The 23,449-nt window shown below is 70.1% G+C and carries 15 protein-coding genes and 1 pseudogene; 7 read left to right on the forward strand and 9 right to left on the reverse strand.

Annotated elements, in window-relative coordinates; genetic code table 11:
• Positions 1 to 113: 113 nt before the first annotated feature.
• Positions 114 to 2,015, forward strand: a complete 1,902-nt coding sequence (locus ACZ4N5_RS40695) for an arabinofuranosidase catalytic domain-containing protein (RefSeq protein WP_467762013.1) — start codon at positions 114 to 116, stop codon at positions 2,013 to 2,015.
• A 180-nt stretch (positions 2,016 to 2,195) separates the two neighbouring features.
• The gene (locus ACZ4N5_RS40700; protein ID WP_467762014.1) at positions 2,196 to 3,053 is read left to right on the forward strand and encodes a ribonuclease BN; all 858 of its coding nucleotides are present in this window, start codon (positions 2,196 to 2,198) and stop codon (positions 3,051 to 3,053) included.
• 80 nt (positions 3,054 to 3,133) lie between these two features.
• Here ACZ4N5_RS40700 and ACZ4N5_RS40705 read toward each other — a convergent pair whose 3' ends face one another.
• Entirely contained in the window at positions 3,134 to 3,736 is a 603-nt protein-coding gene (locus ACZ4N5_RS40705) for a hypothetical protein (RefSeq protein WP_467762015.1), read from the reverse strand.
• Positions 3,737 to 4,456: 720 nt separating this feature from the next.
• Between ACZ4N5_RS40705 and ACZ4N5_RS40710 the strand changes: the two genes are divergently transcribed.
• Positions 4,457 to 4,867 carry a hypothetical protein gene (locus ACZ4N5_RS40710; protein ID WP_467762016.1) on the forward strand — a complete coding sequence of 137 codons (411 nt, stop codon included), beginning with the start codon at positions 4,457 to 4,459 and terminating at the stop codon, positions 4,865 to 4,867.
• Positions 4,868 to 5,042: 175 nt separating this feature from the next.
• Here the strand turns inward: ACZ4N5_RS40710 and ACZ4N5_RS40715 are convergent, their stop codons facing one another.
• The 4 genes from ACZ4N5_RS40715 to ACZ4N5_RS40730 form a co-directional block, all read right to left on the reverse strand.
• Positions 5,043 to 5,519, reverse strand: a complete 477-nt coding sequence (locus ACZ4N5_RS40715) for a hypothetical protein (protein WP_467762017.1) — start codon at positions 5,517 to 5,519, stop codon at positions 5,043 to 5,045.
• Between the two features lie 220 nt (positions 5,520 to 5,739).
• Positions 5,740 to 6,477 (reverse strand): YoaK family protein, encoded by a 738-nt coding sequence (locus tag ACZ4N5_RS40720; protein WP_467762018.1) that lies wholly within the window; start codon positions 6,475 to 6,477, stop codon positions 5,740 to 5,742.
• A 181-nt stretch (positions 6,478 to 6,658) separates the two neighbouring features.
• Complete coding sequence (locus tag ACZ4N5_RS40725) at positions 6,659 to 8,257, reverse strand: glycerol-3-phosphate dehydrogenase/oxidase (RefSeq protein WP_467762019.1); 1,599 nt, start codon at positions 8,255 to 8,257, stop codon at positions 6,659 to 6,661.
• Entirely contained in the window at positions 8,254 to 8,853 is a 600-nt protein-coding gene (locus ACZ4N5_RS40730) for a TetR/AcrR family transcriptional regulator (RefSeq protein ID WP_467762020.1), read from the reverse strand. Before ACZ4N5_RS40730 ends, ACZ4N5_RS40725 begins: the two co-directional genes overlap by 4 nt.
• A gap of 78 nt (positions 8,854 to 8,931) precedes the next feature.
• On the opposite strand from ACZ4N5_RS40730, the gene ACZ4N5_RS40735 reads away from it, so the two are divergent.
• Together ACZ4N5_RS40735 and ACZ4N5_RS40740 are read left to right on the forward strand one after the other, a co-directional pair.
• A complete protein-coding gene (locus ACZ4N5_RS40735) occupies positions 8,932 to 10,521 on the forward strand; it encodes an FAD-binding oxidoreductase (protein WP_467762021.1) in 1,590 nt (529 codons plus the stop codon).
• Between the two features lie 255 nt (positions 10,522 to 10,776).
• Entirely contained in the window at positions 10,777 to 11,658 is an 882-nt protein-coding gene (locus tag ACZ4N5_RS40740; protein ID WP_467762022.1) for a diacylglycerol kinase family protein, read from the forward strand.
• Positions 11,659 to 11,686: 28 nt separating this feature from the next.
• On the opposite strand, the gene ACZ4N5_RS40745 is transcribed toward ACZ4N5_RS40740, so the two are convergent.
• Entirely contained in the window at positions 11,687 to 12,640 is a 954-nt protein-coding gene (locus ACZ4N5_RS40745) for a L,D-transpeptidase (RefSeq protein ID WP_467762023.1), read from the reverse strand.
• A 319-nt stretch (positions 12,641 to 12,959) separates the two neighbouring features.
• Positions 12,960 to 13,376 (reverse strand): annotated as a pseudogene (locus ACZ4N5_RS40750) (alpha/beta hydrolase family protein); the annotation flags it as partial.
• Positions 13,377 to 13,798: 422 nt separating this feature from the next.
• On the opposite strand from ACZ4N5_RS40750, the gene ACZ4N5_RS40755 reads away from it, so the two are divergent.
• Positions 13,799 to 15,187: a competence protein CoiA family protein gene (locus ACZ4N5_RS40755; RefSeq protein WP_467762024.1), complete on the forward strand. Its 1,389-nt coding sequence runs from the start codon at positions 13,799 to 13,801 to the stop codon at positions 15,185 to 15,187.
• Between the two features lie 45 nt (positions 15,188 to 15,232).
• Here the strand turns inward: ACZ4N5_RS40755 and ACZ4N5_RS40760 are convergent, their stop codons facing one another.
• The gene (locus ACZ4N5_RS40760) at positions 15,233 to 16,564 is read right to left on the reverse strand and encodes a competence protein CoiA family protein (RefSeq protein WP_467762025.1); all 1,332 of its coding nucleotides are present in this window, start codon (positions 16,562 to 16,564) and stop codon (positions 15,233 to 15,235) included.
• Positions 16,565 to 17,331: 767 nt separating this feature from the next.
• Between ACZ4N5_RS40760 and ACZ4N5_RS40765 the strand changes: the two genes are divergently transcribed.
• Complete coding sequence (locus ACZ4N5_RS40765; RefSeq protein ID WP_467762026.1) at positions 17,332 to 18,102, forward strand: hypothetical protein; 771 nt, start codon at positions 17,332 to 17,334, stop codon at positions 18,100 to 18,102.
• A 74-nt stretch (positions 18,103 to 18,176) separates the two neighbouring features.
• Here the strand turns inward: ACZ4N5_RS40765 and ACZ4N5_RS40770 are convergent, their stop codons facing one another.
• Positions 18,177 to 23,063, reverse strand: a complete 4,887-nt coding sequence (locus ACZ4N5_RS40770; RefSeq protein WP_467762027.1) for an AAA domain-containing protein — start codon at positions 23,061 to 23,063, stop codon at positions 18,177 to 18,179.
• Positions 23,064 to 23,449: the final 386 nt, after the last annotated feature.

Raw genomic sequence — 23,449 nt, forward strand, 5'->3', positions numbered from 1 at the left:
AAATATTGACGCAATCAACCAACGCGCGTAACTTCCGACTCAGTCGTCAGGCAGCCTGAACTCCGCTGTTCCGAGGGCGAGTTGTAGCTCCATCCTCCACCTTGGGAGCACACATGCGCAGAAGAAGATCTGCCTCCTCGCGTCTCTTCCCGTCTCCGGCGGCCGGGCCGGCACCCCGACTCCCTCGACTGCGTCGCGCACTGCTGTCCGTCGTCGCCACCCTCGGCCTCCTGGTGACCGTCCTGGTCGGCATGCCCGGCGTCGCCCAGGCGGCGGGATCACAGCCCTGCGACGTCTACGCCGGCGCGGGCACCCCGTGCGTCGCCGCCCACAGCACGACACGCGCGCTGTTCTCCGCGTACAACGGCCCGCTCTATCAAGTCACCCGCGCCTCCGACGGCGCGACCTCCGACATCGGGCTGCTGTCGGCCGGCGGCTACGCGAACGCCGCCCAGCAGGACAGCTTCTGCGCGAACACCACGTGCAGCATCTCGAAGGTGTACGACCAGACGTCCCGCCACAACGACCTGTTCCCCGGCCCCGCGGGTACGGCCGGAATGGGTGCCGACCGGGGTGCGGACGCGAGTGAGCTGTCGGTCACGGCGGGCGGCCACAAGGTGTACGGGATCTGGATCTCCCCCGGGGTCGGCTATCGCTCGCACGGCGCCGCGTCGGGCGCCGCCGTCAACGGCCAGCCGGAAGGCGCCTACATGGTCGCCAGCGGCACCCACGTCGGCTCCGCCTGCTGCTTCGACTACGGCAACGCGGAGTCCACCCCGGCCGACACCGGCAACGGCCACATGGACGCCGTGTCCATCGCCACCACCTGCTACTTCGCGCCCTGCAGCGGCTCCGGACCCTGGATCGAAGCCGACCTGGAGAACGGCATGTTCCAGGGCGACAACGGCTCCAACACCGCGAACAAGGGCAACAACAGCACGTACGTCACGGCCGTCCTGAAGAACAACGGGCAGACCACGTACGCGCTGAAGGGCGGCAACGCGCAAGCGGGCGGCCTGACGACCTGGTGGGACGGAGCACTGCCCACACGGGGCGGCTACCGGCCGATGCAGCAGGAGGGCGGCATCATCCTGGGCACGGGCGGCGACAACAGCAACTGGAACATGGGGACGTTCTTCGAGGGCGTCATGGTCGCGGGCTATCCGACCGACGCCGCCGAGAACGCCGTCCAGGCGAACATCGTCTCCGTCGGCTACTCGGGCCAGACCAACATCCCCAACGGACCGCAGGCCACCATCACCGGCCCCGGAAACCAGTGCGTCGACGTCGCCGCGGACGACACCGGCGTGAACGGCACCGCCGTACAGCTCTGGAACTGCCAGTCCTACGCCGAGGACCAGTACTGGACGCACAACGCCAACGGGTCCCTGGCCACCATCGGCCGCTGTCTGGACATCATCGGCAATGGCACCGCCAACGGCACCCAGGTCGAACTCTGGGACTGCAACGGGGTCGGAGGACAGAAGTGGGTGCAGCGCGCCGACGGCTCGCTGTTCAACCCGCAGTCGGGCCGCTGCCTGGACTCCCCCAACGGCGCCACGGCCAACGGCACGCGCCTGCGGATCTGGGACTGCAACGGCTCCGCCGCCCAGCGGTTCGCCGTCAACGCGGGCGCGCCCGTCATCGGATCGGGCGGCACCTGCGCCGACGTGGCCGGGGACGACAACGGGTCCAACGCCACCGCCGTACAGCTGTGGGGCTGCCAGTCGTACGCGGTCGACCAGCACTGGTTCCACAGCTCGGACGGCCGGATGCACACGCTGGGCCGCTGCCTCGACATCAACGGCAACGGCACCGCCAACGGCACCCAGGTCGAACTCTGGGACTGCAACACGGCCGGGGGACAGATCTGGCAGCAACAGGCCGACGGCTCCCTGCTCAACCCGCAGTCGGGCCGCTGCCTGGACTCTCCCGACGGCGCCACGGCCAACGGCACCCGTCTGCAGATCTGGGACTGCAACGGAGCGGCCGCCCAGAAGTTCGCACTGGGCTGACCCCACCGTGGTACTCCTCGGCCCGGCGGGACGGCTCGACGTCCGGCCGGGCCGACCCATGACGCGGGGCATGGACGGCCCACCGGCGACCGCCCCGCGCAGGTGTCCGGCAGCGGCGGGACCAATACGGGCTTCTCCCGGAACTGTTGGCGCCGTCCCCATTTGTGGTAATCGACCTGCATGCCGAAGAAGGCCCAAGCTGCCGCCGACCACCACGACGGACCGACCGTGCGGGCACGGCTGTGTCGGGTGCTGCGTGATTCCTCGGCCGGCCGGGGATGGCGGCGGAGCAGAGAGATCGAACTGGGCCAGAGGTCGCTGGGCTTCGCGGCGCTCGGATTCCTGACCCTCGTGCCGCTCCTGATCGTCGTCTCCGCCGCCGACCCGGCGCACGGACGGGGGTTCGCGCAGTGGCTGGGGGACGGGCTCGGCGTATCGAGCGCCGCCCGGGACCAGGTCGCGCGGTTGTTCGCGGGGCCCGCACAGGTACTGCAGACCACGACGGCGTTCGGACTTGCCGCCCTCGCCGTCTTCGGTCTGAGTTTCGGGGCGGCGGTACAGACCGGCTACGAGAAGGTCTGGGACCTGCCCCCGGCCCGCTGGTACGCGAGATGGCGCCAAGTGCTGTGGCTCGCCGCGCTCATCGGATCCCTCTACGTGTCCGCGACCACCACACTGTGGCGCCACTCGGCCTTCGGCACGCTCACCGCGACCCTGACCGCCGTCCTCTTCTTCTGGTGGTCGCAGTGGATGCTGCTCGGCGGCCGGATCGCCCCGAGGGCCCTGCTTCCCGGCGCGGCCCTGACGGCACTGGGTCTGCTCGGTCTCCGGGTCTTCTCGCGGCTGGTCTTCTCACCGCTGATCGCCTCCAGCGCCGTCACCTACGGTCCGTTCGGTACCGTCCTGGTCGTCCAGTCCTGGCTGGTGGGGGTGGGCGTCGTCGTCTTCGACGGCGCGTTGCTGGGGCGCCTGACGCATGAGGAACTGTCCACCCTGGCACAGGCATTGAAGGAGCGGGCCCGACGCCGAGAGCGTTGACTCCGGGCGGCCGCGTGAAGCAACGCGGCCGCCCGGCGCCCTGAACCCCGCTTCGCGCCGCGTCGGTCCGAATGGCCGGCTCAGTTGGAGTGGCTGAGCTCGGCGTCGACCCGCTTGCCGGGCGGGGATGCCGGGGACGGCTCCCGGTCCCAGTACAGGGCGAGGATGGTGACCGGAACCGCTACCACGGCCCAGATGATCACCGTCATGACCACTGCCGTCCAGGTGTCCCAGAAGTGACCGGCACAAAACGCCGCGGCTACGGGTACGGCCATCACCGCCACGTATTTGCCCCTGCCGAACGAGACCCGGGGAAGGACAGGGCGGCCGGTGGCGAGACAGCGTGCCCGCCGGACGGCGCCGAAGGCGGCAATGAAGGTCAGGGTCGCCGACCAGACGCCTACCAGAGCGAATCCGGCGAAGAAGCTGGCGTCCTCGTCCGGCAACCCGCCGAGCGTCTCCCGCACCCCGTCCTGGCTGACGGCGACCAGAACGTTCCGCCAGGTGGTGACCTCCACTTCCTCCCCCGGCTTGATGAGCTCCGACAAGTCACCGTGCCTGTCGAGGTCGATCGACTGATCGGCGGGGGCCGGAACCGGCGGCCGCAGCCGCACACGGAAGACCGTCGTCCTGCCGCTCTTGGCCGACTCGGCGGTGAGCACCGTCCCACGAATCGTGCGCATGCAGCTCGCCCCGTCCCGTGCCGCTGCTTCGCTGCCGCACGGCCGGGCGTCCTGGAACGCCCTCTCCGTAGCAACCTTTTCGGGAACGAAGACGCTCAGCCCCGCAGCCGCCACCAGCAAGGCCACTCCGAGCAGTACCCAGGCCGCCGCCCGCCCCCACGCCTGCCGGATCCGCGCCGACCCCCACCTGTCCACCGTCTGCACAGCCGCTCCCCATGTCCCCGTAGTTCGGGGAGCACTCAACCACACCCCGCCAAGCGGTCCTCAGGGTGCGGCTCGGCAGCGTCGAACCCCCGCCGGGCTGCCGGTATCCGGCAACATCGAGGGCTGGCTCACGGGTCGACCCGGGTCCCGGCTGCCGACGACACACCCGTGCGTCGGCCAGTACCCAGAGCCGTCGAAGGCGTCTGAAAGACACCTCACATGCTTACTGAACCGGAACCTGAGCCTGAACCGGTGCTGTCGCGGTTGGCTATGATGCGATGGCCAACGCCCGCGGATCACACCAGTCCTCGTATGCGAACGATTCGGAAGCACCGCCCAGGGCTCGCGTCCGCGCTGCCCACGTGCCGACCCGGGCCTCTCCCGATCGAGATCGCTTCGCTGGTCAGCTCGATCAGACTCTGTTCGCGTCGTTGTCGGTGTCCTCGGTGGCGTGGTCGGCAGCGGCAGCGGCAGCGGCAGCGGCGCATCGTGGACGGAATCGAGGATCTGTTGCAGATGAGGGCTTGGCTGGAGGGGCTGTTCAGAGGGGGGCGGCCCCGCACCGCGGATGAGACACGACGGCAGAGCCGGGTTGAGATCTCGCCCGAGGAACGGGCGTTCCTGCTCGTCGGAATCCTCGACGACCCCGACGCGCGCGAGGACGAAAAGCACGACGCGGCGATGGACCTGGAGGACTTCCCCGGCCGGCTCGTCGAGGCGGGCCTGATCCGGACCATCCGCGCCGAGGACTTCTCCAGCGTGCCGGCCCAGCTCTGTGCGGAGTCGCTCGCCGGCATCTGGGCCCGCCGGGACAGGATCGACCGGGACTTCTTCTCGGAACTCCACAGGACGGCCTTGGACGAGGTGCTCGGCATCCTTGGAGCCCGTGCCCCGCACTTGATCCCGACAGGGGACGGGGAAAGCTGAAGGTCCTTCCTGCAACGGCCTGTCAGCCCGGGCCTCCTCTCTAGGCTCGGGAAGCTCAGATGCTCTCGCGCCAGTTGCCATGCCCGGCTGGCTCCCAGCTCCAGGAGCCGCTTGGCGGCGGGCACCCAGAGAACAGCGGCCGTTCAAGCCTGTTGAGGATGTCCCCGGTGCAGGATTACGTCACTGCCCCGGTGACCGCGCCGATCAAGGCGGAGACGAGGGCGACGCCCGCGAGTGCGAGGAGTCCCTTCCAACCTGCCCGGGATCGGGTGCGGCCTGTGGTCGCGAGGACAGTCATCGTCGCGGCGCCCGCCAGTAGCGTCCCGAACAGGGCCACCGCCAGCCAGCCGCAGAAAGCTGTGACCCCCACCCGCGCGTAGGAGCCATTCGACGTGCGTTGCACCGGAATCACGACACCTGCTGTGAGCGGCTGGGAGATGGTCGCGTTCGCATCCACGATGCTGCCGTCATCGGACCGGAAGCTTCCCGCGCATGCCCTGTGTCGCTCCTTGGCGGCTCCGGCCCAGACACAGGAGCGGACGACGAACACGCCGGGGGTCCCTGCCCATCGCGCCGAATACCCCAAGTTGGGCACGCTGACCAGGAGCGTGGCGCCCGCGCCCGCCAACAGTGCTGCCACGAACACCGCCACGGCTGCCACGAGCGCCGCCAGGGCTGCCACTGCCTTGCCGCATGAAGGGCCGACGACTCCTCCGCCTCGGCGCGACATCCGCATCTACCCCCGCCGGTCCCGCCCGCCCTTTGGAGGGCGAGTCGGGGCACTGTACTCCCGCCCACGGCCCGGCACTTGGCGGATCGGGACAGCCTCCCCCGCGTCTCGCCGTCGCGGGGCGGCGCGATCCGGCGGGAGTTCAGCCGATGAGCTCAGGAGACAGCAGGCGGTACCGCGCCAGGAGCACGTTGAGTGCGGCGATGATCAGGACCGCGGCCGCGATGGCGAGCAGCGCGTGGCCGGTGCCCCATGGCGTGATGAGTGTGCCGAGGGCACCGCCCGCGAAGATGCCGACGACGGTCGCGGCGAGCCGTACCCGGGTCGTACGCCGTTGCGGGGTCGCGGCAGTGGCGCCGGTGAGGCCGTGGATGAGGCGGACCAGCGACACCTGGATCAGCAGCGTCGGCATGCCGGGAACAGCCGCGCGCAGGGCGGTGTCCGCGCGCAGGCCCATGGCGAAGCCGACCATGGCGATGACCAGGTTGTCCGGGTGGTCGGCTAGTGAGCCGGATCCGTGCCGCCACATTGCCGTGGCACCGGCGAGCGCGAGGAGCACCCCTTCGACGGCCAGGGCTGCCGCGAACCAGTGCCGGTGTCGTGCCACGAGACCGCGGGTGGCGAGGGCCCCGGCCGCGGCCCCCAGGACGAAGGCGATCAGGGCGATGGCGGGGCGGGCCACCGGCACCTGTCCTTCACCGGCGACGGCGAAGGACAGGAAGAGCAGATTGCCCGTGGCCAGCGCGGTGAAGACGTGCCCCATGGTCAGGAAGCTGACCGCGTCGACCGCGCCCGCCAGGACGGTGAGGGTCGCCATGACGACGGTCTGCTGACGTTCGCGTCGTGCGGCGGACGCCGGTGGTCCGGCTTCTTCACTCATGACGTCAGTCTCGGGAACCCGGACTCCACAGCCGTGGTGGTCGGGCCGACACGCGATGTGCGTGCCGCCAATGGACGGTGCGGCGAGCCCGTCGTGAGATCCGCCGGCCTGCCGCACCGATTCCGGAGGGTGTTTCGGGTGCGGGTATGGACCGTCCGCCGGGCCCGTCCGTGGCGATGTGTCAGGCGGGCCGGGCGGCGGCCGCGTCGAGGGCTTCCCTGGCGGCGGGCACAGCCGCGGCCCGGTCCTGCGGCACCAGGCCGATGCGGGTACGCCGGTCCAGGAGGTCGGCCTCGTCGAGTGCTCCCTCGTGCAGCACGGCCCACAGCAGCGCGGCCCGCGTGACGGGATGCCCGGGCACCACGGGCTCGTTCAGCTCGGGATCGTGGGCGCCGAGCGCGTGGACGGCGGGGGCCTCTGCTCCGTAGCGACGGATCAGATGGCCGGGGGCGGCCAGCGAGCCGAGACGGTGCGGGGCCGCCGCTCCGACCAGCGGCAGGGAGGCGGTGGTCGAGGGACCGGCACGCAGGCCCCGGGCCTCGACCGCCGCGTCGACGGCGTCCTGCGCCATGCGCCGATACGTGGTGAGCTTGCCGCCGACCACGGTGATCACTCCTTCGCCGGAGGTGAGGACGGCGTGGCGGCGCGAGATGTCGGAGGTGCGGGCGGTCTCGCCCGACCGTGTCGGCGCGGTGTCCAGCAGGGGGCGCAGGCCCGCGAAGGCGCCGACGACGTCATTGCGCCTCACGGGCGTGTCCAGGGCGGAGCCCAGAACGTCCAGGAGGAAGCCGATGTCCGACTCGGGCACCTGAGGCACGTCCGGTATGTCACCGTCGACGGGTTCGTCGGTCAGGCCGACGTACACGCGGCCGTCGTCCTGCGGCAGGACGAGGACGAACCGATTGGTCTCGCCCGGGATCGGGATGTGCAGGCCCGTGGGCAGCGGCCCGAACAGGTCGGCGCGCAGGACCAGATGGGTTCCGCGCGAGGGGCGGATCCGGATGCCGTCGACCAGGTCGCCCGCCCACACCCCGGACGCGTTGATGACCGCTCGGGCCCTGATCTCGCCCTGTTCTCCGCTGAGTTCGTCGCGGACGCGGGCTCCGGTCCCGCCGATCTCCATGGCCCTGACCCGGGTGAGGATCTTCGCGCCGCGGGCGGCGGCGCTGCGGGCGAGCGCGGTGACGAGGCGGGCGTCGTCGGTCACCTTGCCGTCCCAGGACAGCAGCCCGCCGCGCAGGCCGCCGGGGCGCACGGACGGTGCCAGGTGGCGGGCCTCCACCGCGGAGAGGCGGCGCGGCGCGGGCAGGGTGGCTCTGGAGGTGCGGGCCGCCAGCCGCAGGGTGTCCCCGGCCCGGAAGCCGGCCCAGGCCAGGGAGGCCTGGCCGCGCGACACCAGCGCTGTCAGGGGCAGGACGAAGGGCTGGGCGCGCACCAGGTGAGGGGCGGTGCGCTCCATGAGGACACCGCGTTCGACCGCGCTCTCGTGGGCGACGTCGAGCTGCCCGGAGGCCAGGTAGCGCAGGCCTCCGTGGATGAGCTTGGAACTCCAGCGCGACGTGCCGAAGGCGAGGTCGTGGGCATCGACGGCGACGACGCTGAGACCGCGCGCGGCGGCGTCGAGGGCGACCCCGGCGCCGGTGGCGCCGAGTCCGACGACCAGGACGTCCACCACGTCGCCGTCCGCGGCCTCGGCCAGTTCACGTCGGCGGCGGGCGGCGGAGAGCGACGATCCGGGGGCCGGGGCCGCAGGGCCGGACGGACTGCTTGTAGGGCTCATGGCGTGAGGGTCCTCTCCAGAAGGATGCGCAGCTCGTCGAGAAAGGCGGTGCTGGTCAGTTCGGGGTCGTCCTCGTCGGTCATGGTCCGCAGCGACAGGGTGAAGGACTGGACCACGAGCAGCACGGCACGGGCCTGCCGTCTCGTGGGGGCGAGCCGCACCGACCCGTCGGCGTGCCCCTCCGTCAGGGTGTCGGCGAGGAGCCCCAGGAGAGCCTCCTGACTGGCTCCGCGGCGGTCCAGTACGTAGGGCAGCAGCAGTTCGGGATCGACGTCGATGATCTTGCGGAAGAGCGGGTGGGCCCGGAAGGCCTCGACTCCGGTCACCAGGCCGTCCACGATCAGGGAGCGCGTGTCCTGGCCCGGCTGCCGCTCCGGCATGGCGCGGGTCGCCACGTCCACCCACTCGCGGGTCATCAGATCGCCGACCAGCGACCGCACATCGGGCCAGCGCCGGTAGAGCGTCATGCGCGAGACGCCGGCGCGGCGGGCCACGTCCGTCAGGGTGGTGCGCCGGACTCCGACCGCCAGGACGCAGTCGCGTACGGCGTCGAGGACGGGATCGCTGTCCGAGTGGTTGTGACGAATAGGCGCCATGTGTAACAGTGTAACGCCCTGTGCGGCCGTGCGGGAGACGGCGCGTCGCGAACCGACCGACCGATGAGGACTACGTTCATGGACATGCTGTGGAGTGGCTGGGGCGACCCGGCCAAGGCGGCGCCCCTGCCCGACTCGGTGACCGGTCTGCTGCGGGATCTGCTCGGCGTCAAACCGCGGGACACCGACGTACGCGATCTTGAGGAGATCTCCGTCCCCGAGCCCCCGCCCGCCCCCGCCCTGCGCGCGCTGGCGGACGCCGTCGGCGGCGCGGAGCATGTGCGCACCGACGCGGAGAGCCGGATCAGGCACACCCGCGGAAAGTCCACGCCCGATCTGCTGAAGATCCGCGCGGGCGATGCCGGGGACGCCCCCGGCGCCGTCGTCCTGCCCGCCACCCACGACGAGGTGCTGGCGGTCCTGCGCGCGTGCGCCGAACACGGCCTCGCCGTCGTCCCGTTCGGCGGCGGTACCTCCGTCGTCGGCGGCCTCGCCCCCGAGCGGAGCGCGTTCGTCGCCCTCGACCTGCGCCGTATGAACGGCCTGCTCGACATCGACCCCGTCTCCCGCACCGCCACCCTCCAGCCGGGCCTGCGCGCCCCCGACGTGGAGGCGCTCCTCGCCGAGTACGGGTTCACCCTCGGGCACTTCCCCCAGTCCTACGAGTGGGCCACCATCGGCGGATTCGCCGCCGCCCGTTCCAGCGGACAGGCCTCCGCCGGATACGGCCGCTTCGACGAGATGGTCCTCGGTCTCACCGTCGCGACCCCGGAAGGCACCCTGGACGTGGGCCGCGCGCCCCGCTCGGCGGCCGGCCCCGACCTGCGGCAGCTGATCCTCGGCTCCGAGGGCGCCTTCGGGGTCATCACCTCCGTCACCGTGCGGATCAGGCCGCTGCCCCGGACCCGTGTCTACGAGGGGTGGCGGTTCGCCTCCTTCGAAGAGGGCGCCACCGCTCTGCGCCGGCTCACCCAGGACGGACCGCGCCCCACGGTGCTGCGGCTGTCCGACGAGACCGAGACCTTCATCGGTCTCGCCCAGCCCGACGCCATCGGTTCGGCCGAGGCACCGACGAGCGCGGGCTGCACGGCGATCGCCGGGTACGAGGGGACCGAGGAGGACACGGCGTACCGTCGCGAGCATGCCGCCGCGTTCCTGCGCGCCGCAGGAGGGACCTACCTGGGGGCCGAGCCCGGCGAACGCTGGGCGCACGGCCGCTACTCGGCGCCCTACCTGCGCGACGCACTGCTCGACGCCGGGGCCTTCGCCGAGACCCTGGAGACCGCGACCTTCTGGTCACGCGTTCCCGAGCTCTACGCCGCCGTGCGCACGGCGCTGACCGAGACGCTCTCCGCCGCGGGAACCCCGCCCCTGGTGATGTGCCACATCTCGCACGTCTACGAGAACGGTGCCTCGCTCTACTTCACCGTGGTCTCCGCCCAGGGCGAGGACGCCGTGGCCCACTGGGCACCGGCCAAGGAAGCCGCCAACGAGGCCGTCCTGAGCGCGGGCGGAACCATCAGCCACCACCACGGCGTGGGAACGGATCACCGCGACTGGTATCTCCGGGAGGCGGGGCCACTGGGCATCGAGGCCCTGCTGGCCGTCAAGCGGCGGCTGGACCCCGACGGCCTTCTCAATCCCGGGATCCTGCTGCCCATCGACTGACTCCCGTCGCGAACGCCTTCCGGCGGCCTTGGGCCGCCGGTGCGTCATCGGGCTCCGGCTCCCACGCCTGGTCAGGATCCGGCTTCGGCTTCGGCTCCCACGCCTTTGCCCTACTCGGGATCCGGCTTCGGCTTCGGCTCCCAGCCTTTGCCCTACTCGGGATCCGGCTTCGGCTTCGGCTTCGAAACCGTTGCCCGGCTCAGGCTCCGCCCCTGCACCGCCCCGTCCCACCCGACACCGCCCGGAGGCACATCGATGCGACAGTTCACCGCCGTCGTCAACCCCACTGCGGGCGGCTCCACCGGGGCGGCTGCGCTGCTCCCGGTCGCCCGCCTGCTGCGGGAGGCCGGAGCCGGACTGGAGACCGAGTACAGCCGAAGCCTGGCCCACGCGCAGGAGCTCGCACTCCGCGCCGGGGAGCAGGGCCGGGTCGTCCTCGCCGTCGGCGGTGACGGGATCGCCGGCGGCATCGGCGGTGCTCTCAGCGGGACGGACACCGTACTGGGCCTGATACCGGCGGGCCGCGGCAACGATTTCGCCCGTGCGCTCCAACTGCCCACCGCCGCCGCGGACCTGGCCCGCGTCCTGCTGCGTCACGAGCCGCGCCGCGTCGACACCATCGAGGTGGAATCGGCGGTGCACTCCCGCAGCGTGGTCCTGGGCAGCGTGTACGCGGGCGTCGACGCGCTCGCCAATCAGCACGCCAACCACGCACGCGTGCTGCGCGGGGCCGCCTCGTACTATGCGGGCGGTCTGCGCGCGGTCACCGGCTGGCGTCCGGCGTCGTACCGCGTCACCGTCGACGGAGACGAACACCTCCACCGCGGCTACACCGTCGTGGCCGCCAACTCCGCCTACTACGGCTCCGGACGCATCATCGCCCCGGCCGCCCGGATAGACGACGGCCTGCTGGACGTCGTCATGATCCGGCAGGCCCCGCGCCGCCTGTTCTTCACCCTGATGAACGAGCTCAAGACCGGCGCCCACACCGAGCGGCCCGAAGTGGTGATCCTGCGGGGCCGGGAGATCCGCATCGAGGCGGACCGGCCCGTGCCCTACGGGGCCGACGGGGAGGTCGAGGCCGCCCTCCCCGTCACGGCCCGGGTGCGGCCGGGCGATCTGGCCATGCTCTTCTGACCGCCCGGAACTCCGTGCACGGGGCACGTCACCCCGCGGTGGATTCTCCGCTCGCGCTGCCCGCCAGCCACTGGTCCCAGCTCAGGTTGAAGGCGGCGTAGCCGTTGTCGGCCGAGGCCTTCGCCCGCGGGGAGCCCGTGACGGAGACCGGGTCGCCCTGCTTGACCTGGCCGTAGAACCACTTGGCGTCGGACATCGACAGGTGGACGCAACCGTGCGAGCCCCGGGCACTGCCACTGCCGGGGTTCGGGTCACCCGTCGAGTAGTGGACGTAGGTGCCGGACTGGGTGAGGTGGACATCCCAGGGCAGCGTCAGGTCGTAGTAGTTGGCAGCGCCCTTGGTGCAGCTGATGCCGACGCTGCACGAGGTCATGTGGACCTTCTCCTGCTTGTCGATCACCGCCATGACACCGTTCCACGTGGGGTACTCGGCGCTTCCCGCGTTGATCGACAGGGTGCGCACGGGCGCGCCGTTCTTCGTGACCTTCATGGTGTGTCCGGTGACGGACACATCCGCACGGACATCGTCACCGACGGTGAAGTCGTGCACGTAGGAACGCGTGCCGTAGCGGCCGTTGCCGTTGGCCACACCCTTCATGTCGGCGGTGATCTTCACCTTCGTACCGGCCGCCCAGTACGACTTGGGCCGCCAGTCGACCCGCCGGTCCCCGAACCAGTGCCACGCGCCCGTCATCGGCTGGGAGCTGGTCACCTTCATGTGCTTCTCGACATCGGCGCGAGCCTTCGCGCCCACCGGATTGGTGAATATCACCGAGATCGGCATCGCGACGCCGACCGTGGCACCGGTCTGCGGCGTGATCGTCTCCAGCAGCATCGGTGGCCCCGCGGGCTTCGATGGAGACGGCTTCGCGCTGGCCGTCGGTTTTGTCGACCCGCCCTTTCCGTCGTCGGAACTCGCCTTCGGTGTCCCCCCGCCACAGGCGCTGGTGCCCGCCAGCACCGCAACCATGACGAGTGCCATCGATATACCGCTACGTCGCTTCACATCTACCCCGGCTCACAATCGTGCCTGCCTCACTGCACTGTTGGACTCCGGACGCTCGTCCGCGGTTGCAGTCCATGTGTAAAGCGCGGTTCAAAACCCGACACGAGAGGTCCCGCACGGCACAGATCGGCCGATCCGCGAGGCCCGGGCCGCCGCCGTTGTACGAGGTCGACCCGGCCGCGCAGACGGGCAAGAGGCCGAAGACCGTCCCGGCATGACACTCTGTCGGGCCGCGACGGGTGGCATCGGCGCCCGGCCGGTGGCCGGACGCCCATATCCCTCAGTTCAGGTCACGTCACGTCGATGAGGTGACGCCGACGCGGCCGAGGTGCCGGGCGAAGAACCGCACCGCGCTGTCGGCCTCGAACCTGGGCAGTTCCTTGTGCCTGCCGGCGTTGGCGTGCAACGTCTTCTCCTTCGAGGCGAAGGCGTCGAACAGTGCGAGACCGGCCTCGCGCGGAATGTGCTCGTCGTCCCATTGCATGTCGAACTCGACCGGGACGGTGATCTGCTTCGCCTTCTCGGCCAGGACATCGGGCCAGTGCTGACCGAAGACGGCGGCCGTGATCCTGGGTTCGATCGCCACGAACGGCACTCCGATCGCGGTCCCCATGTTGATGCCGAAGTAGCCGACCGGCCCATCCGCGCCGATCTCCGGCAGTTCCTGGAGCGCGTCCAGGGTTGCCTGCCACTCCGGCACGGCGAGCTGCGCGGCAACCTCATCGACGGATGCCTCGCCGAAACCGGCCTCACCATGACGACACCACGGCCACAGCCTCAGTAACCCGATCGCTGTCTCTGGCAACCTGTCCCCCTCGATGCTGCTTGTGGCGCCCGGCGCGCCCGTCACATCAAGGGAGTGCGAGCAGGACCGGAATCCGTGACATCAGGCCTGGTGTGACGTGCGTCTCGTGCCGTCGGTGGGCCGTTGGTGCCGGTGGCGGCACGTGGCCGGCTGCGGGCCCATCGCTTGAAGTCGCTGGCACGCTCGAAGTTCCCGAGCCGGCCACGACGTAACGCCGGGGGCTGCACAGCCAAGTAGGCAACCGCAGGCGCTCTGTCAGTGGTGCCTGCTTATCTGCTGTCCTGTCAGATACGCCACGAGTTACGCCGGATCGCCAGGAGATGCGATTCATGCCTTTCACCGCGCTGCACCCCGACCTGGGCCGTCTCGACGCCACTCTCCCCGACCTCGGTGGCGGCTTGGACTGGAGCCAGGTCCACAAGGTCCGTCCACGCGTCCCGCTTGCCTGCCCCGAGTGCGACTGGAGCCTGCACCCCAAGGTCTCCCGGTACGGCGTGCGGTTCTTCTGTCACGACCCAGGGCGGCCGCCGTCGTGCGAGCTGTCGAACGAGTCATGGGAACACCACATGCTCAAGCTGGAGATGGCGGCCGCGATCCGGGCGGCCGGGTGGTACGCCACGTTGGAGGTGCCGGCCGAGGACGGCTCCTGGCGCGCGGACGTCATGGCGTCGTCCGTGGACGGCGCCCACCGCATGGCATGGGAGGCGCAGCTGTCGCCGATCACCTTGGACGACATTGCCGCCCGCACCGACCGCTACGTCGACGAAGGCATCCGGGTGTGCTGGGTGTCCCCGCACGGACGACCGCCGCAGTGGATCAGCACGGTACCGGCGGTCCGGGTTCGTCCTCCGGAGGAACGGGAGCAGCCTTGGATCGTTGACGACGGCCTCGCCGGATTCGACTTCGCCGCCGGCCGCTGGGTATTCCGGGAGGCACCGTTGTCCCAGTTCGTGCGTTGGGCGCTGCACGGACAGCTCGTCCCCGCGCTGAGTCTGCCGCGGTACCGCAGGGTCGACCGCGTCGTCGACGGCAAGCAGTGGCGGTTTCGGCGGAGCCGGTGGTGGACGTCGCTGCAGTCGGTCGGCGACCAGGAGAAGCACGAGGCGATGCGGCAGCGCCAAGAGGCTGCGAAAGCCGAGCGGGAGGCCCGGCAGAAGGAACGGGAGGAACAGGAGCGGGCCCGGAAGGCAGAGGAGGCTGAGCGTCTGCGCAAGCAGCGGGAGGAGGAGTCCCGCGTCCACTGGGAGAAGGTCCACCGGCAGTGGGCGCAAGAGGCGGCGCGCCGGGCGAGGGAGAAGGCGCAGGAGGATGCGCGTCTTGCCCGGGAGCAGGCCGAGCGGGAGGAGAGGGAGCGGCAGGCACTGGAAACGGCGAGGGCATGGTGGGGCCAGCTGTCGCCGCAGCAGAGGACCGAACTGTTCACCGCCGTCGCCGCCTATGCGTGGCGCGAGTCGAACCTGCGGGTGGAGATCCCGGAAAAGCCGACGACGCCATCGGAGTACGCCTACGGGGTGCCGGTGTACGCGCTAGGGAAGCAACGACCCCTGTACGGAGTCGTACGGCCCTGCCCCAACCTGGTCGCCTCCTCACCCGGAGTCGCACGCCTGCACGCCTTCGCACGAAGCTCCCAGGAAGCCCGGGAGCTGACCGCGGTGATGCCCGAGGGCCGGGTCACGGACCTCGACCTGCCCGAGCACGAGCAACTCACCATGTACTGAAAGCCAAAGGCTTGTTCAAACCGGCCGGTGGAGCCGACGGGGTCCTCACATCCCGTCGAGACCGAACATCCGGTTCGCTGTCTGCCGGACGGTGAGGCCGCCCTGGTCCTGCTGCGGAGGAACCGCCGGTGGGGAAGCCGGGGCGAGCTCTACGGTGAGGACCTCAATGCGCTGGCCGGGGGCGGCCTGAGCCGCAATGCGGCCGCGCTCACGCTCGGAGGCGGCGAAGAGGACCAGGGGAGCCAGGCGGCGGCGCAGCGCGGGGATTCGGCTGGCCACGGGGCAGATGACTGCGTACGGCTTCCCGCGCACATACACGGGCACTCCCATGGCGAACTCGGGGCTGCCGTCGCGGGCGACACTGGGAGAGGTGCCGCCCTCGTGGTAAACGAACTCCACCACCGGCTTGACCAAAACCTTCTGGCGCTGAAGCAGGGCCTCGATCGCCGCCAGGTGCTCCTGCTCGGCGGCCTGCCGCGCCTTCTGCTGTCGCTGCTGGACGGCCAGCAGGCGTTCAACGATCTGGTACTTGTGGCTGTGAGCCTGGAGTTGCTCCTCTTCCAGGTCGAAGTACCGCCGGGTGATCCACCGCCACTTGCCTTTGGTGTCCCAGCCCACGCGCAGACGGTGTGGGCGGGTGGCGTTCATACAGATGGCGGCAACGAAGCGTTCCAGCAGGAAGGGCGCGGCCGGCTCCCACCCGCCGTGGCCCTCGCACGGCAGGGGCCCGTCGACACCCGCGCCGCAGTCCTCGCAGTCACACCAGTCGCAGACCGTCCGGTCTTCGCACCACTTGGGCTCGAAGCGGGCGGCCCCGGCGGTGACCTGGACAGGGCCGCCGTCGTCGGGGCGAGCGATCTGGACGGAAGGCAGTTTGTCCAGCCACGGGGCGGTCTTGCGGTCGGTGAACCAGCACACCTCGACACCGGCTTCGCGATACCGGTCGGTGCGGGCCTCGATGTCGGTGATCGAGATGGAGGCCATCTGTGCCTCCAGGGCCACGCGGCGGCTGCCGTCGGGGGAGGTGGCCATCACGTCCGCGCGCCAGGAGCCGTCCGGAGCGGCGACCTCGTACTCGGCGCTCCAGCCCGCCGCGCGGGCGTGGTGGGCGAGGTCAAGCTTGAGTAGATGGTGGGCCATGCCCTCGCCGACGGCCCTGGCTTCGCAGTGCGGTGCGTTGTTGGCGTGCCGCAGGAACCACAGGTCATACGCGCCGTGGGTCTTGTGGACCAGGTGGAGGCGCCAGTCGCACTCGCAGCAGGTCAGCGGTGCGGGCCGCTTGGTCTTGTAGATGCTCTCCCTGTCCTGGCCGCAGCCGAGGTCAGCCTGGGTGACGTCGATGCGCCCCCACTCTCCGTGGACCCCGACGAACACCATCGCTCTCTCCTTCGTTCAGTGGCGGAGTCTTGTCCGCAGCGGACGGTACGGTCCGGGACTGACACGGCATCCCCCGCTCAGAGCAGCCCGCTGCGCCAGCTGGGGCACGATGGTCCCTCCCCGGCGGTACCTGCCCGTGCTCCTGTTGACGGCCGGAACAACCGGTACGCCGGACAGAACGGGCCAACGGGCCACTCATGGTTCTCTGTGACCGGCCCAAGGCTCGCGTCGAGCGACTGGAGGACGGCGCGGAGGCCAGACTCGGGGGTGTTCCTGTCGAACACCGAGAGCAGGCACCGAAAGTTCACCGTCGGCAGGCTCCAGGACCTGGCCGCCCTCGGGCTGGAATCGGCAGCCTGACGGATCAAACACGGTGCCCGTCCCGGGGAATGTTTCCCGGGACGGGCGCCGTGTTCGTATCTACGGCTGTGAGGCGAGTGAGTCAGTTCGGCTGCCCGGGCGGCGAACCAGCCGAGAATCGTCCCGGCCCTGGGAGCGCACAGTGACCCTCCGGCCGCCTGTGCGGGAGGCGGGTGTACGACGATCGGCACGCTGTTCACGCATCCCAGCGTGTCCCTGGCCCGCCCGGCGAGCCCCGCTGCGGCGGTCAGGTCAGAGGCTGTCGCCGGAGTAGTGGAAGCGGCACATCACACCCGGGCCCGGTGTACACGGCCGGGGTACCTCTGGCCATGCCGCGACCGTCTGCCATGCTGCGCGGGCAATCATGCAGAGACCGGCCGCGTACGACCGGGGGAGGCGGGACGGACATGGCGGAATCCCAGGTGAGCGAGGTCCCGGCTCCGGAGGAGATCCGCTTTCGGCCCGGCATCTGGCAGCGTGTGATGCCCGTGCTCCCCATGACCGTGTTCATGGGGTTCGACACCGTCCTGTGGGCGGTCAACTCTGCCGGAGGGCCGCTGCTGTCCGATGCACGCTTCATTGCCCTGTGGACCGTGCTGGTGGTGGTCATGGCGGTGGTCTCACCTTTCGGAATCACGTTGACCCCGTCGGCCGCCCGGGTGCACAACCTCCGCCCCCGCACCATCCCGTGGGCGTCTGTGCAGAGTGTCTGCGTCGAGCGGGTCACGGGCGGCCGGTTCATCGTGCTGTACGAAGCCGACGGCCGCCGCACCCGACTCCGGGCACCCTTCACCGCATTCCTCCAGCGGGACCGCCGCTTCGAGGAGAAGTTCCACGTCATCGGCCAGTGGTGGCAGACGCACCGCGGCCCCGACTGGGTCGCCCTGCCACCTCCCTGGACCGTGTCATCGTGGGCGCCCCCACCCCGGGACAGCCCGCGGCGCCCGGCGTATCGGCCGCACCGCCGGTTCCACCGACATTCTGATCAACCTGCGAGAGACCCCGCCCGATGGCCGACCCTCGCGACCGTCCACCACTGTGCCAACGAGAGATGCGGCCGCGCCGCATACCGCCAGCACCGCACCACCGGAGTGAAGTACTGCTCCCGCGAATGCGCCCGCGCTCAGGCCAAGCGCGAACTCCGCCGACGCCGCAAGCAAGAACTCGGCAACCCCTGAATGGGGCGTGCCAGGCCGCCGGATCCGCGTGCCGTCGCTCGAGGCATGGCCGAGCGCGCAACGCCGCCGGACTGCTAGCGACTGGTTTCGAGGTCGTTGAGGACAGCAAGGACCGGGCCCCAGCACATGCCGACGGTGTCGCGGTCGGGTGTGACGCCTCGTTCTTGTTGGTTGCGTAGGTGGACGAAGTTTCGGTAGTCGCGGACGATCTTCATGAAGTCGTGGGCGTCCATCTGGATCCAGCCGCGGGTCCGGGCAGTGTCGAGCAGGAGGGAGAAGCTTGCTCGTTCGGGAGCAACCCGCCTTCCGTTCAGGGCGAAGCCTTGGAGCAGGGTGGGGTCGCGGTGGGTGAGGACGTCCAGGAGCAGCGCTTCGGCGAAGCTGCCGATGCCGATGATGGTGAGGCCGTAGGCGCCGTGCTGTTCGCAGATCTGAGTTTCGGTGACGCGTTCCATGAGCTGCTGGAGGAAGGCTTCGTCGCTGACTAGGGGACGTATGCGGGCTTCGAGGTCGTCGGGGACGGTGAAGACGGTGGTGTGGCCGTCGGTGCCGGGCTGACCCAGGACGGGGCGTCCGGAGACGTAGGTGACGGTGAGCTGTTCGGCGGCGAGGTGGGTGTTGAGTTCCTGTCGGATGAGGTCGGCGGAGGCGAGGCCGTCGTCGTATTCGAGTGGGTCGCAGATGCGGCACAGCAGCCGGCTGACGGCGGCCAGGTCGTCGGTGCTGGTCAGGGTGTCGGTAAGCCAGGGGATGCGGGGTGAGCCGTCGTACTCGGCGAGCTGGGGCCAGGCAGCACGCTGGAGAAGCTGGGTGAGTTGGTAGCCGCGGCGTTCGAAGGGGCCGTCGATGTCGACGATGAGGCGGGCGACGCGTTCGAGGGTGAGGGGGTCGAGGGGTTTCATCGCTGGGTCTCCTTGTCTGCCGTGTGCTGGGCCTGTTCGAGGGCGCGGGTGAGGCGTTCGACAATGACGCGGCCGCGTTTTTTGAAGCCCAGTTCGGTGATGGCCTGGTTGATGCGGGTGTCGCGGTCGAGTTGGAATCCGTCGCTCAGCAGCCAGGAGGCCAAGGTCAGCAGGTCGGCTTCGGAGTAGTCGCCGATGCGGTCCGCTGCGGGCGGGGCGGGGCGGGCGTTTGGCTGCCGTCGGGGGCGGGGTTGCTGCCGGGCGGGGCGTGCCGGCGGGGTCGGTGGGGGTTTCATCGGCCTGTTGTACGGCGCCGCGCCAGGTGGCCAGGAGGCGGTCGAGTTCGTTGTGCGGGTTGGTGAACCAGTCGGCGGCCCAGATGCGGTGGAAGCGCCAGCCGAGTCGTTCCAGGTGTGCCTGGCGCAGGCGGTCGCGGTCGCGGGCGCTGGGAGCACTGTGGTAGCGCTCGCCGTCGGTTTCGACGGCGAGGATCATCTGGCCTGGGCGTTCGGGGTGGCCGAGGGCGAAGTCGATGCGGTAGCCGGAGACGCCCCACTGCGGTGTGACAGGGACGTGGGCCGCTTCGAGGGTGGTGAGGACCTGCTGTTCGAACGGGTTGAGGTTCCAGTCGGTGCGGGCGGTTCCGGTGCGGTGGAGGTCTCCTCCATGGGAGCAGTACTCGAGGAAGGAGCGCAGCAGTTCGGGCCCACGGTTGCGGGTGTTCTTGAGTTTGCCGGGGTCGAAGTCGTGGTGGGTGAAGGAGCTGACGACTGTCATCTTCTGGCGGGCGCGGGTGATGGCAACGTTCAGTCGGCGCTCTCCCCCGTCGTTGTTGAGCGGGCCGAAGGCCATGGACAGCTGGCCGTTGGCGCCTTTGCCGTAGCCGATGCTGAGGATGATGGCGTCGCGTTCGTCGCCCTGGACCTGTTCGAGGTTCTTGGTGAAGAAACGCCGTCGGGGTCCGGCGTCGGGGCTGAAGAACTCCTGGAGTTCGGGGCGGTCTTGGAGGGCGTGGCGCAGGGCGAGGGTGATGCGGTCGGCGTGGCGCTGGCCCATGGTGATGACGCCGAGGCTGAGATCAGGGGTGTGGGTGGCATGGTGGAGGGCGAGCTCGACGACGCGTTCGACTTCCTCGGGGACGGAGCCGCTCTGGCCGGGCCGGGCGTGGCCGTCGACGGCCACCAGGCGGATGGGGCTGGTGAGGGTGGTGCCGGGAAAGGTGACGAGCCGGTCGTCGTAGATGGCGTGGTTGGAGAAGGCGATCAGGCGTTCGTCGCGGCTGCGGTAGTGCCATTTCAGGGTGTGGACGCGGGGCAGCCTGCTGGAGAGCATGTCCAGCAGTGACTCGTAGTCGGGTGGCGCAGCCTCGTCGAGGTCGTCGTCGGTGTGCTCCTGGGTGCCGCTCAGGACGCGCTGGAAGAAGGTGGTGGGCGGCAGCTGGTGGGGGTCCCCGGCGACGATGACCTGCCGTGCGCGCATGATGGAAGTCATCGCGTCGTGCGGGAGGACCTGGCTGGCCTCGTCGAAGATGACGACGTCGAACAGGCGAGTGGCCGGCAGGACACGGCTGACGACGAGGGGCGACATGGCCCAGCACGGCTTGGCGGCCAGCAGCACGTCGGGGGCCTTCTCGACGAGTCTGCGCAGCGGGAGGTGCCGGGATTTGCGGCGGGCCTGGGTGCGCACCAGGGTGTTCTGCTCGGGGTGGGCGTCGCGGACCTTGCGTAGCCGGGTGGCGACCTCGTAGCGGACGCGGTCGGGGTTGCTGTCCCGGTGGATGAGGTCGTGGTGGCGGAACTGCTCGACGACGTGGTCGTGTTCGAGTCGGGTGAAGGACCGCAGGTAGGCGGAGCGCATGTGGGCCTCTTCCAGCACGGACGACCACCACAGGTAGTGGAAGGTGGCCACCGCCGTGTCGGGGTCGGTGTCCGCGTGTGCCAGTTCGTCGAGGAGGCGGCCGAGTTCGGCGGCTTCGAGCCGGTCGGTGAGCTGGTTGAGTTCGGGCATGCGCAGCAAGGTGTCGCGGTCGCCGTCGAGGCGCTGAATGGTTTTGTCTACGTCGTCGGCGGGTGTGGTCTCCCAGCCGTCCCAGTGCACGCACAGGGCGATCGCGGCCAGACGGCTCTGCAGGTCGGTGAAGGCGGCCAGGGCGCGGGTGAGTCCGGGGACGGTCCAGGGGTTCGCGCCGCTGGTCGCGGACAGCGACTGCCAGCGGGTGTGCTGGTCGGCCGCCTGCAGGAGGGCGGCGTGCAGCGCGGGGCGTTCGCGCAGGCCGTCCTTGGTCAGGCCACGTGCCCGATTGATCTGTTTCCGGCGGGGCCACCAGCCGATGCGCCGGTCGTGCTCCTTGCGCCAGGCGCGGCTCGCGGTGGCAGCGATGAGGTCGTCCAGGCCGGGGGCGAAGACGGCCGCTTCGAAGCGCGCCAGTGTCGCGGTGACGTCGTGCAGCAGGGTAAGTAGTACCTGCCATCCCTGGAGGTCGTCGGCCCGGCGCAGGCCTGCGGTGTCCACCAGGTTCTCCAGGGTCCGGCGGGTGTCGCTCAGTGCCGTGCCGGTGAGCTGGTCGAGGCCGTCCACCACGGCGCGCAGTTCGTCCTCGGTGCGGGCCTGCGTGTGGGACCAGGGGGACTCGCCCCGGCGGACTGTCAGTCCCTTCTTTGCGACGAAAGTCCGCAGGTCCTGCTCGGTTTGGCGGTAGTGCTCGCCGTGGAGGCGGCGCAGTGCGGGGCCGCGCAGATGCAGGCGGGTGTGGTGGGCGGGCAGGCAGCCCATCAGGTGGGTGATCGCCTGGTGCGGGCTCACCTGCCAGGGAGTAAGCAGTTGGTGGAACTCCTGTATGTGGCGGAGGGTTTCTTCGCGGTAGTGGGCCAGGCCGGTGTGCAGGTCGGCCGGGCGGGGCGGGGCTTGTTGGCCGGCCCGCTCCAGGGCATCGTGCAGTTGCTGGGCGATCTGGCGGCGGCTGAGTTTGTTGCCGTGGAGGTCGAAGACCAGGCCGTCCAGGTCCACGGTGGCGAGGCTTTCGGTGACGGCTTCGATCGCGGCGCGTTTCTCCGCAACGAACAGGACGCGTTTGCCCAGGGCCGAGAAGGTGGCGATCAGGTTGGCGATGGTCTGGCTCTTGCCCGTTCCCGGCGGTCCTTCGAGCACCAGGTGGGAGCTGGCCAGAGCAGCACTGATGACCTTCTGCTGGGAGGCGTCCGCGTCGAGAACCAGGTACTCCGATCGGGGTGGGATGTCGTCGGAGCCGGCTGGAGCACGAGAGCCGGTGTCGTCCTCGGCGAGGGCGCGGTTCGCTTCCTGGTCACCGGCCAGAGCGGCGATGACCAGGTGGCCAGCCAGCAGCTCGGTGGCGCTGCGCAGGTCCTGGACCATAGGGAGCCGGTCGAAGCTGAAGACGCCCGCCACGATGCGTTCTTCCAGCTCGGCCGTCAGGCTGCTGCGTGCGATCTCGGCCTTGAGGATCCCGTACGCGATGCGAATGCGATCGGCCGGATCCGCGCACTCCTCCAGGGCGGTGGACACCTTGTCGGTGAGAGCCTCCGTGTCGCCGTCCATGCCGTACTGGCGGCTGAGCGCGTACAGCAGCACCGGGTTGATCTCCGCCTCGCCGGCCGCCTCCAGAACGAAGTCATTCTCGGACGCGGTGCGCGGCTGGATGGCCAGGGGCTGAAGCAGCAGCGGGGCGCGCAGCGCCGGCACAGGAGTGCTCCCGCGAGTGGGAGGCGAGTCGACGCGCAACAGACCAAGAGCCAGGCGGCCGGCCTCGATGCCCTGTTCCTCATCCAGCTCCACCATCCTGCGGCGCAGGCTTCGTGCCCGGGTGCAGGCAGCACCGTGGTCAGCGGTATCGGGAAACAGGCCGGCCAGGCGGGTTTTACGGCCGGCCAGGAGTGAAATCAGGGCCTGCGGATGAGCGTCGGTCACATCCAACGACGCAGTCTTGGTGTCCTTGAAGTGCAACAGCGTGTTGTAAGGCCCGAAATCGACCAGAGCATCGGCCCACTGTTGTGCCTCAGCGGCCACTTTCTCCCGACGAGCCTGCCGCACTATGGCATTCACCTGTCACCCCTTGCCTGGTTCGTCCACCGAACCCGGCCCGCCGAGCACCGGAGCTCGCCCCCGGCGGGCGAACAGACCAACGTACGAAGACCAAGGCACCTTCAGACAGAGGGAGTTGTAGCGCGGACAGGGCGTGAAAGAAGCACACACGGCGCGCAGGGAGCGCCCGGAAGGCTGGGCCCCATTCCCCGGCCGAGCGTCGTCCTCTCGACCGGTTCGGTGGCAGGCAAGAGGACTTCCAACAGGCCGGTCACAGATCCAGAACCGGCCACCTACGTCGGGACATTGATGGGTACGCGTGACGGCAACATGACCCGGAGCATGGTCCGTCGTAGCAGCCGTCGCTCATTCAGAGGCACCGACCCATCCCCCGCACGTTTCGTCGG

The sequence above is a fragment of the Streptomyces sp. NPDC026500 genome, from assembly GCF_055567635.1.

What these genes read in the sequence shown, in the direction of transcription:
- ACZ4N5_RS40760 (WP_467762025.1), bottom strand. Translation starts at nt 16,564, where the DNA reads ATGGTGTTCGTCGGGGTCCACGGAGAGTGGGGGCGCATCGACGTCACC.
- ACZ4N5_RS40700 (WP_467762014.1), top strand. Translation starts at nt 2,196, where the DNA reads ATGCCGAAGAAGGCCCAAGCTGCCGCCGACCACCACGACGGACCGACC.
- ACZ4N5_RS40730 (WP_467762020.1), bottom strand. Translation starts at nt 8,853, where the DNA reads ATGGCGCCTATTCGTCACAACCACTCGGACAGCGATCCCGTCCTCGAC.
- ACZ4N5_RS40755 (WP_467762024.1), top strand. Translation starts at nt 13,799, where the DNA reads ATGCCTTTCACCGCGCTGCACCCCGACCTGGGCCGTCTCGACGCCACT.
- ACZ4N5_RS40695 (WP_467762013.1), top strand. Translation starts at nt 114, where the DNA reads ATGCGCAGAAGAAGATCTGCCTCCTCGCGTCTCTTCCCGTCTCCGGCG.
- ACZ4N5_RS40710 (WP_467762016.1), top strand. Translation starts at nt 4,457, where the DNA reads ATGAGGGCTTGGCTGGAGGGGCTGTTCAGAGGGGGGCGGCCCCGCACC.
- ACZ4N5_RS40735 (WP_467762021.1), top strand. Translation starts at nt 8,932, where the DNA reads ATGGACATGCTGTGGAGTGGCTGGGGCGACCCGGCCAAGGCGGCGCCC.
- ACZ4N5_RS40705 (WP_467762015.1), bottom strand. Translation starts at nt 3,736, where the DNA reads ATGCGCACGATTCGTGGGACGGTGCTCACCGCCGAGTCGGCCAAGAGC.
- ACZ4N5_RS40740 (WP_467762022.1), top strand. Translation starts at nt 10,777, where the DNA reads ATGCGACAGTTCACCGCCGTCGTCAACCCCACTGCGGGCGGCTCCACC.
- ACZ4N5_RS40720 (WP_467762018.1), bottom strand. Translation starts at nt 6,477, where the DNA reads ATGAGTGAAGAAGCCGGACCACCGGCGTCCGCCGCACGACGCGAACGT.
- ACZ4N5_RS40745 (WP_467762023.1), bottom strand. Translation starts at nt 12,640, where the DNA reads ATGGCACTCGTCATGGTTGCGGTGCTGGCGGGCACCAGCGCCTGTGGC.
- ACZ4N5_RS40765 (WP_467762026.1), top strand. Translation starts at nt 17,332, where the DNA reads ATGGCGGAATCCCAGGTGAGCGAGGTCCCGGCTCCGGAGGAGATCCGC.
- ACZ4N5_RS40725 (WP_467762019.1), bottom strand. Translation starts at nt 8,257, where the DNA reads ATGAGCCCTACAAGCAGTCCGTCCGGCCCTGCGGCCCCGGCCCCCGGA.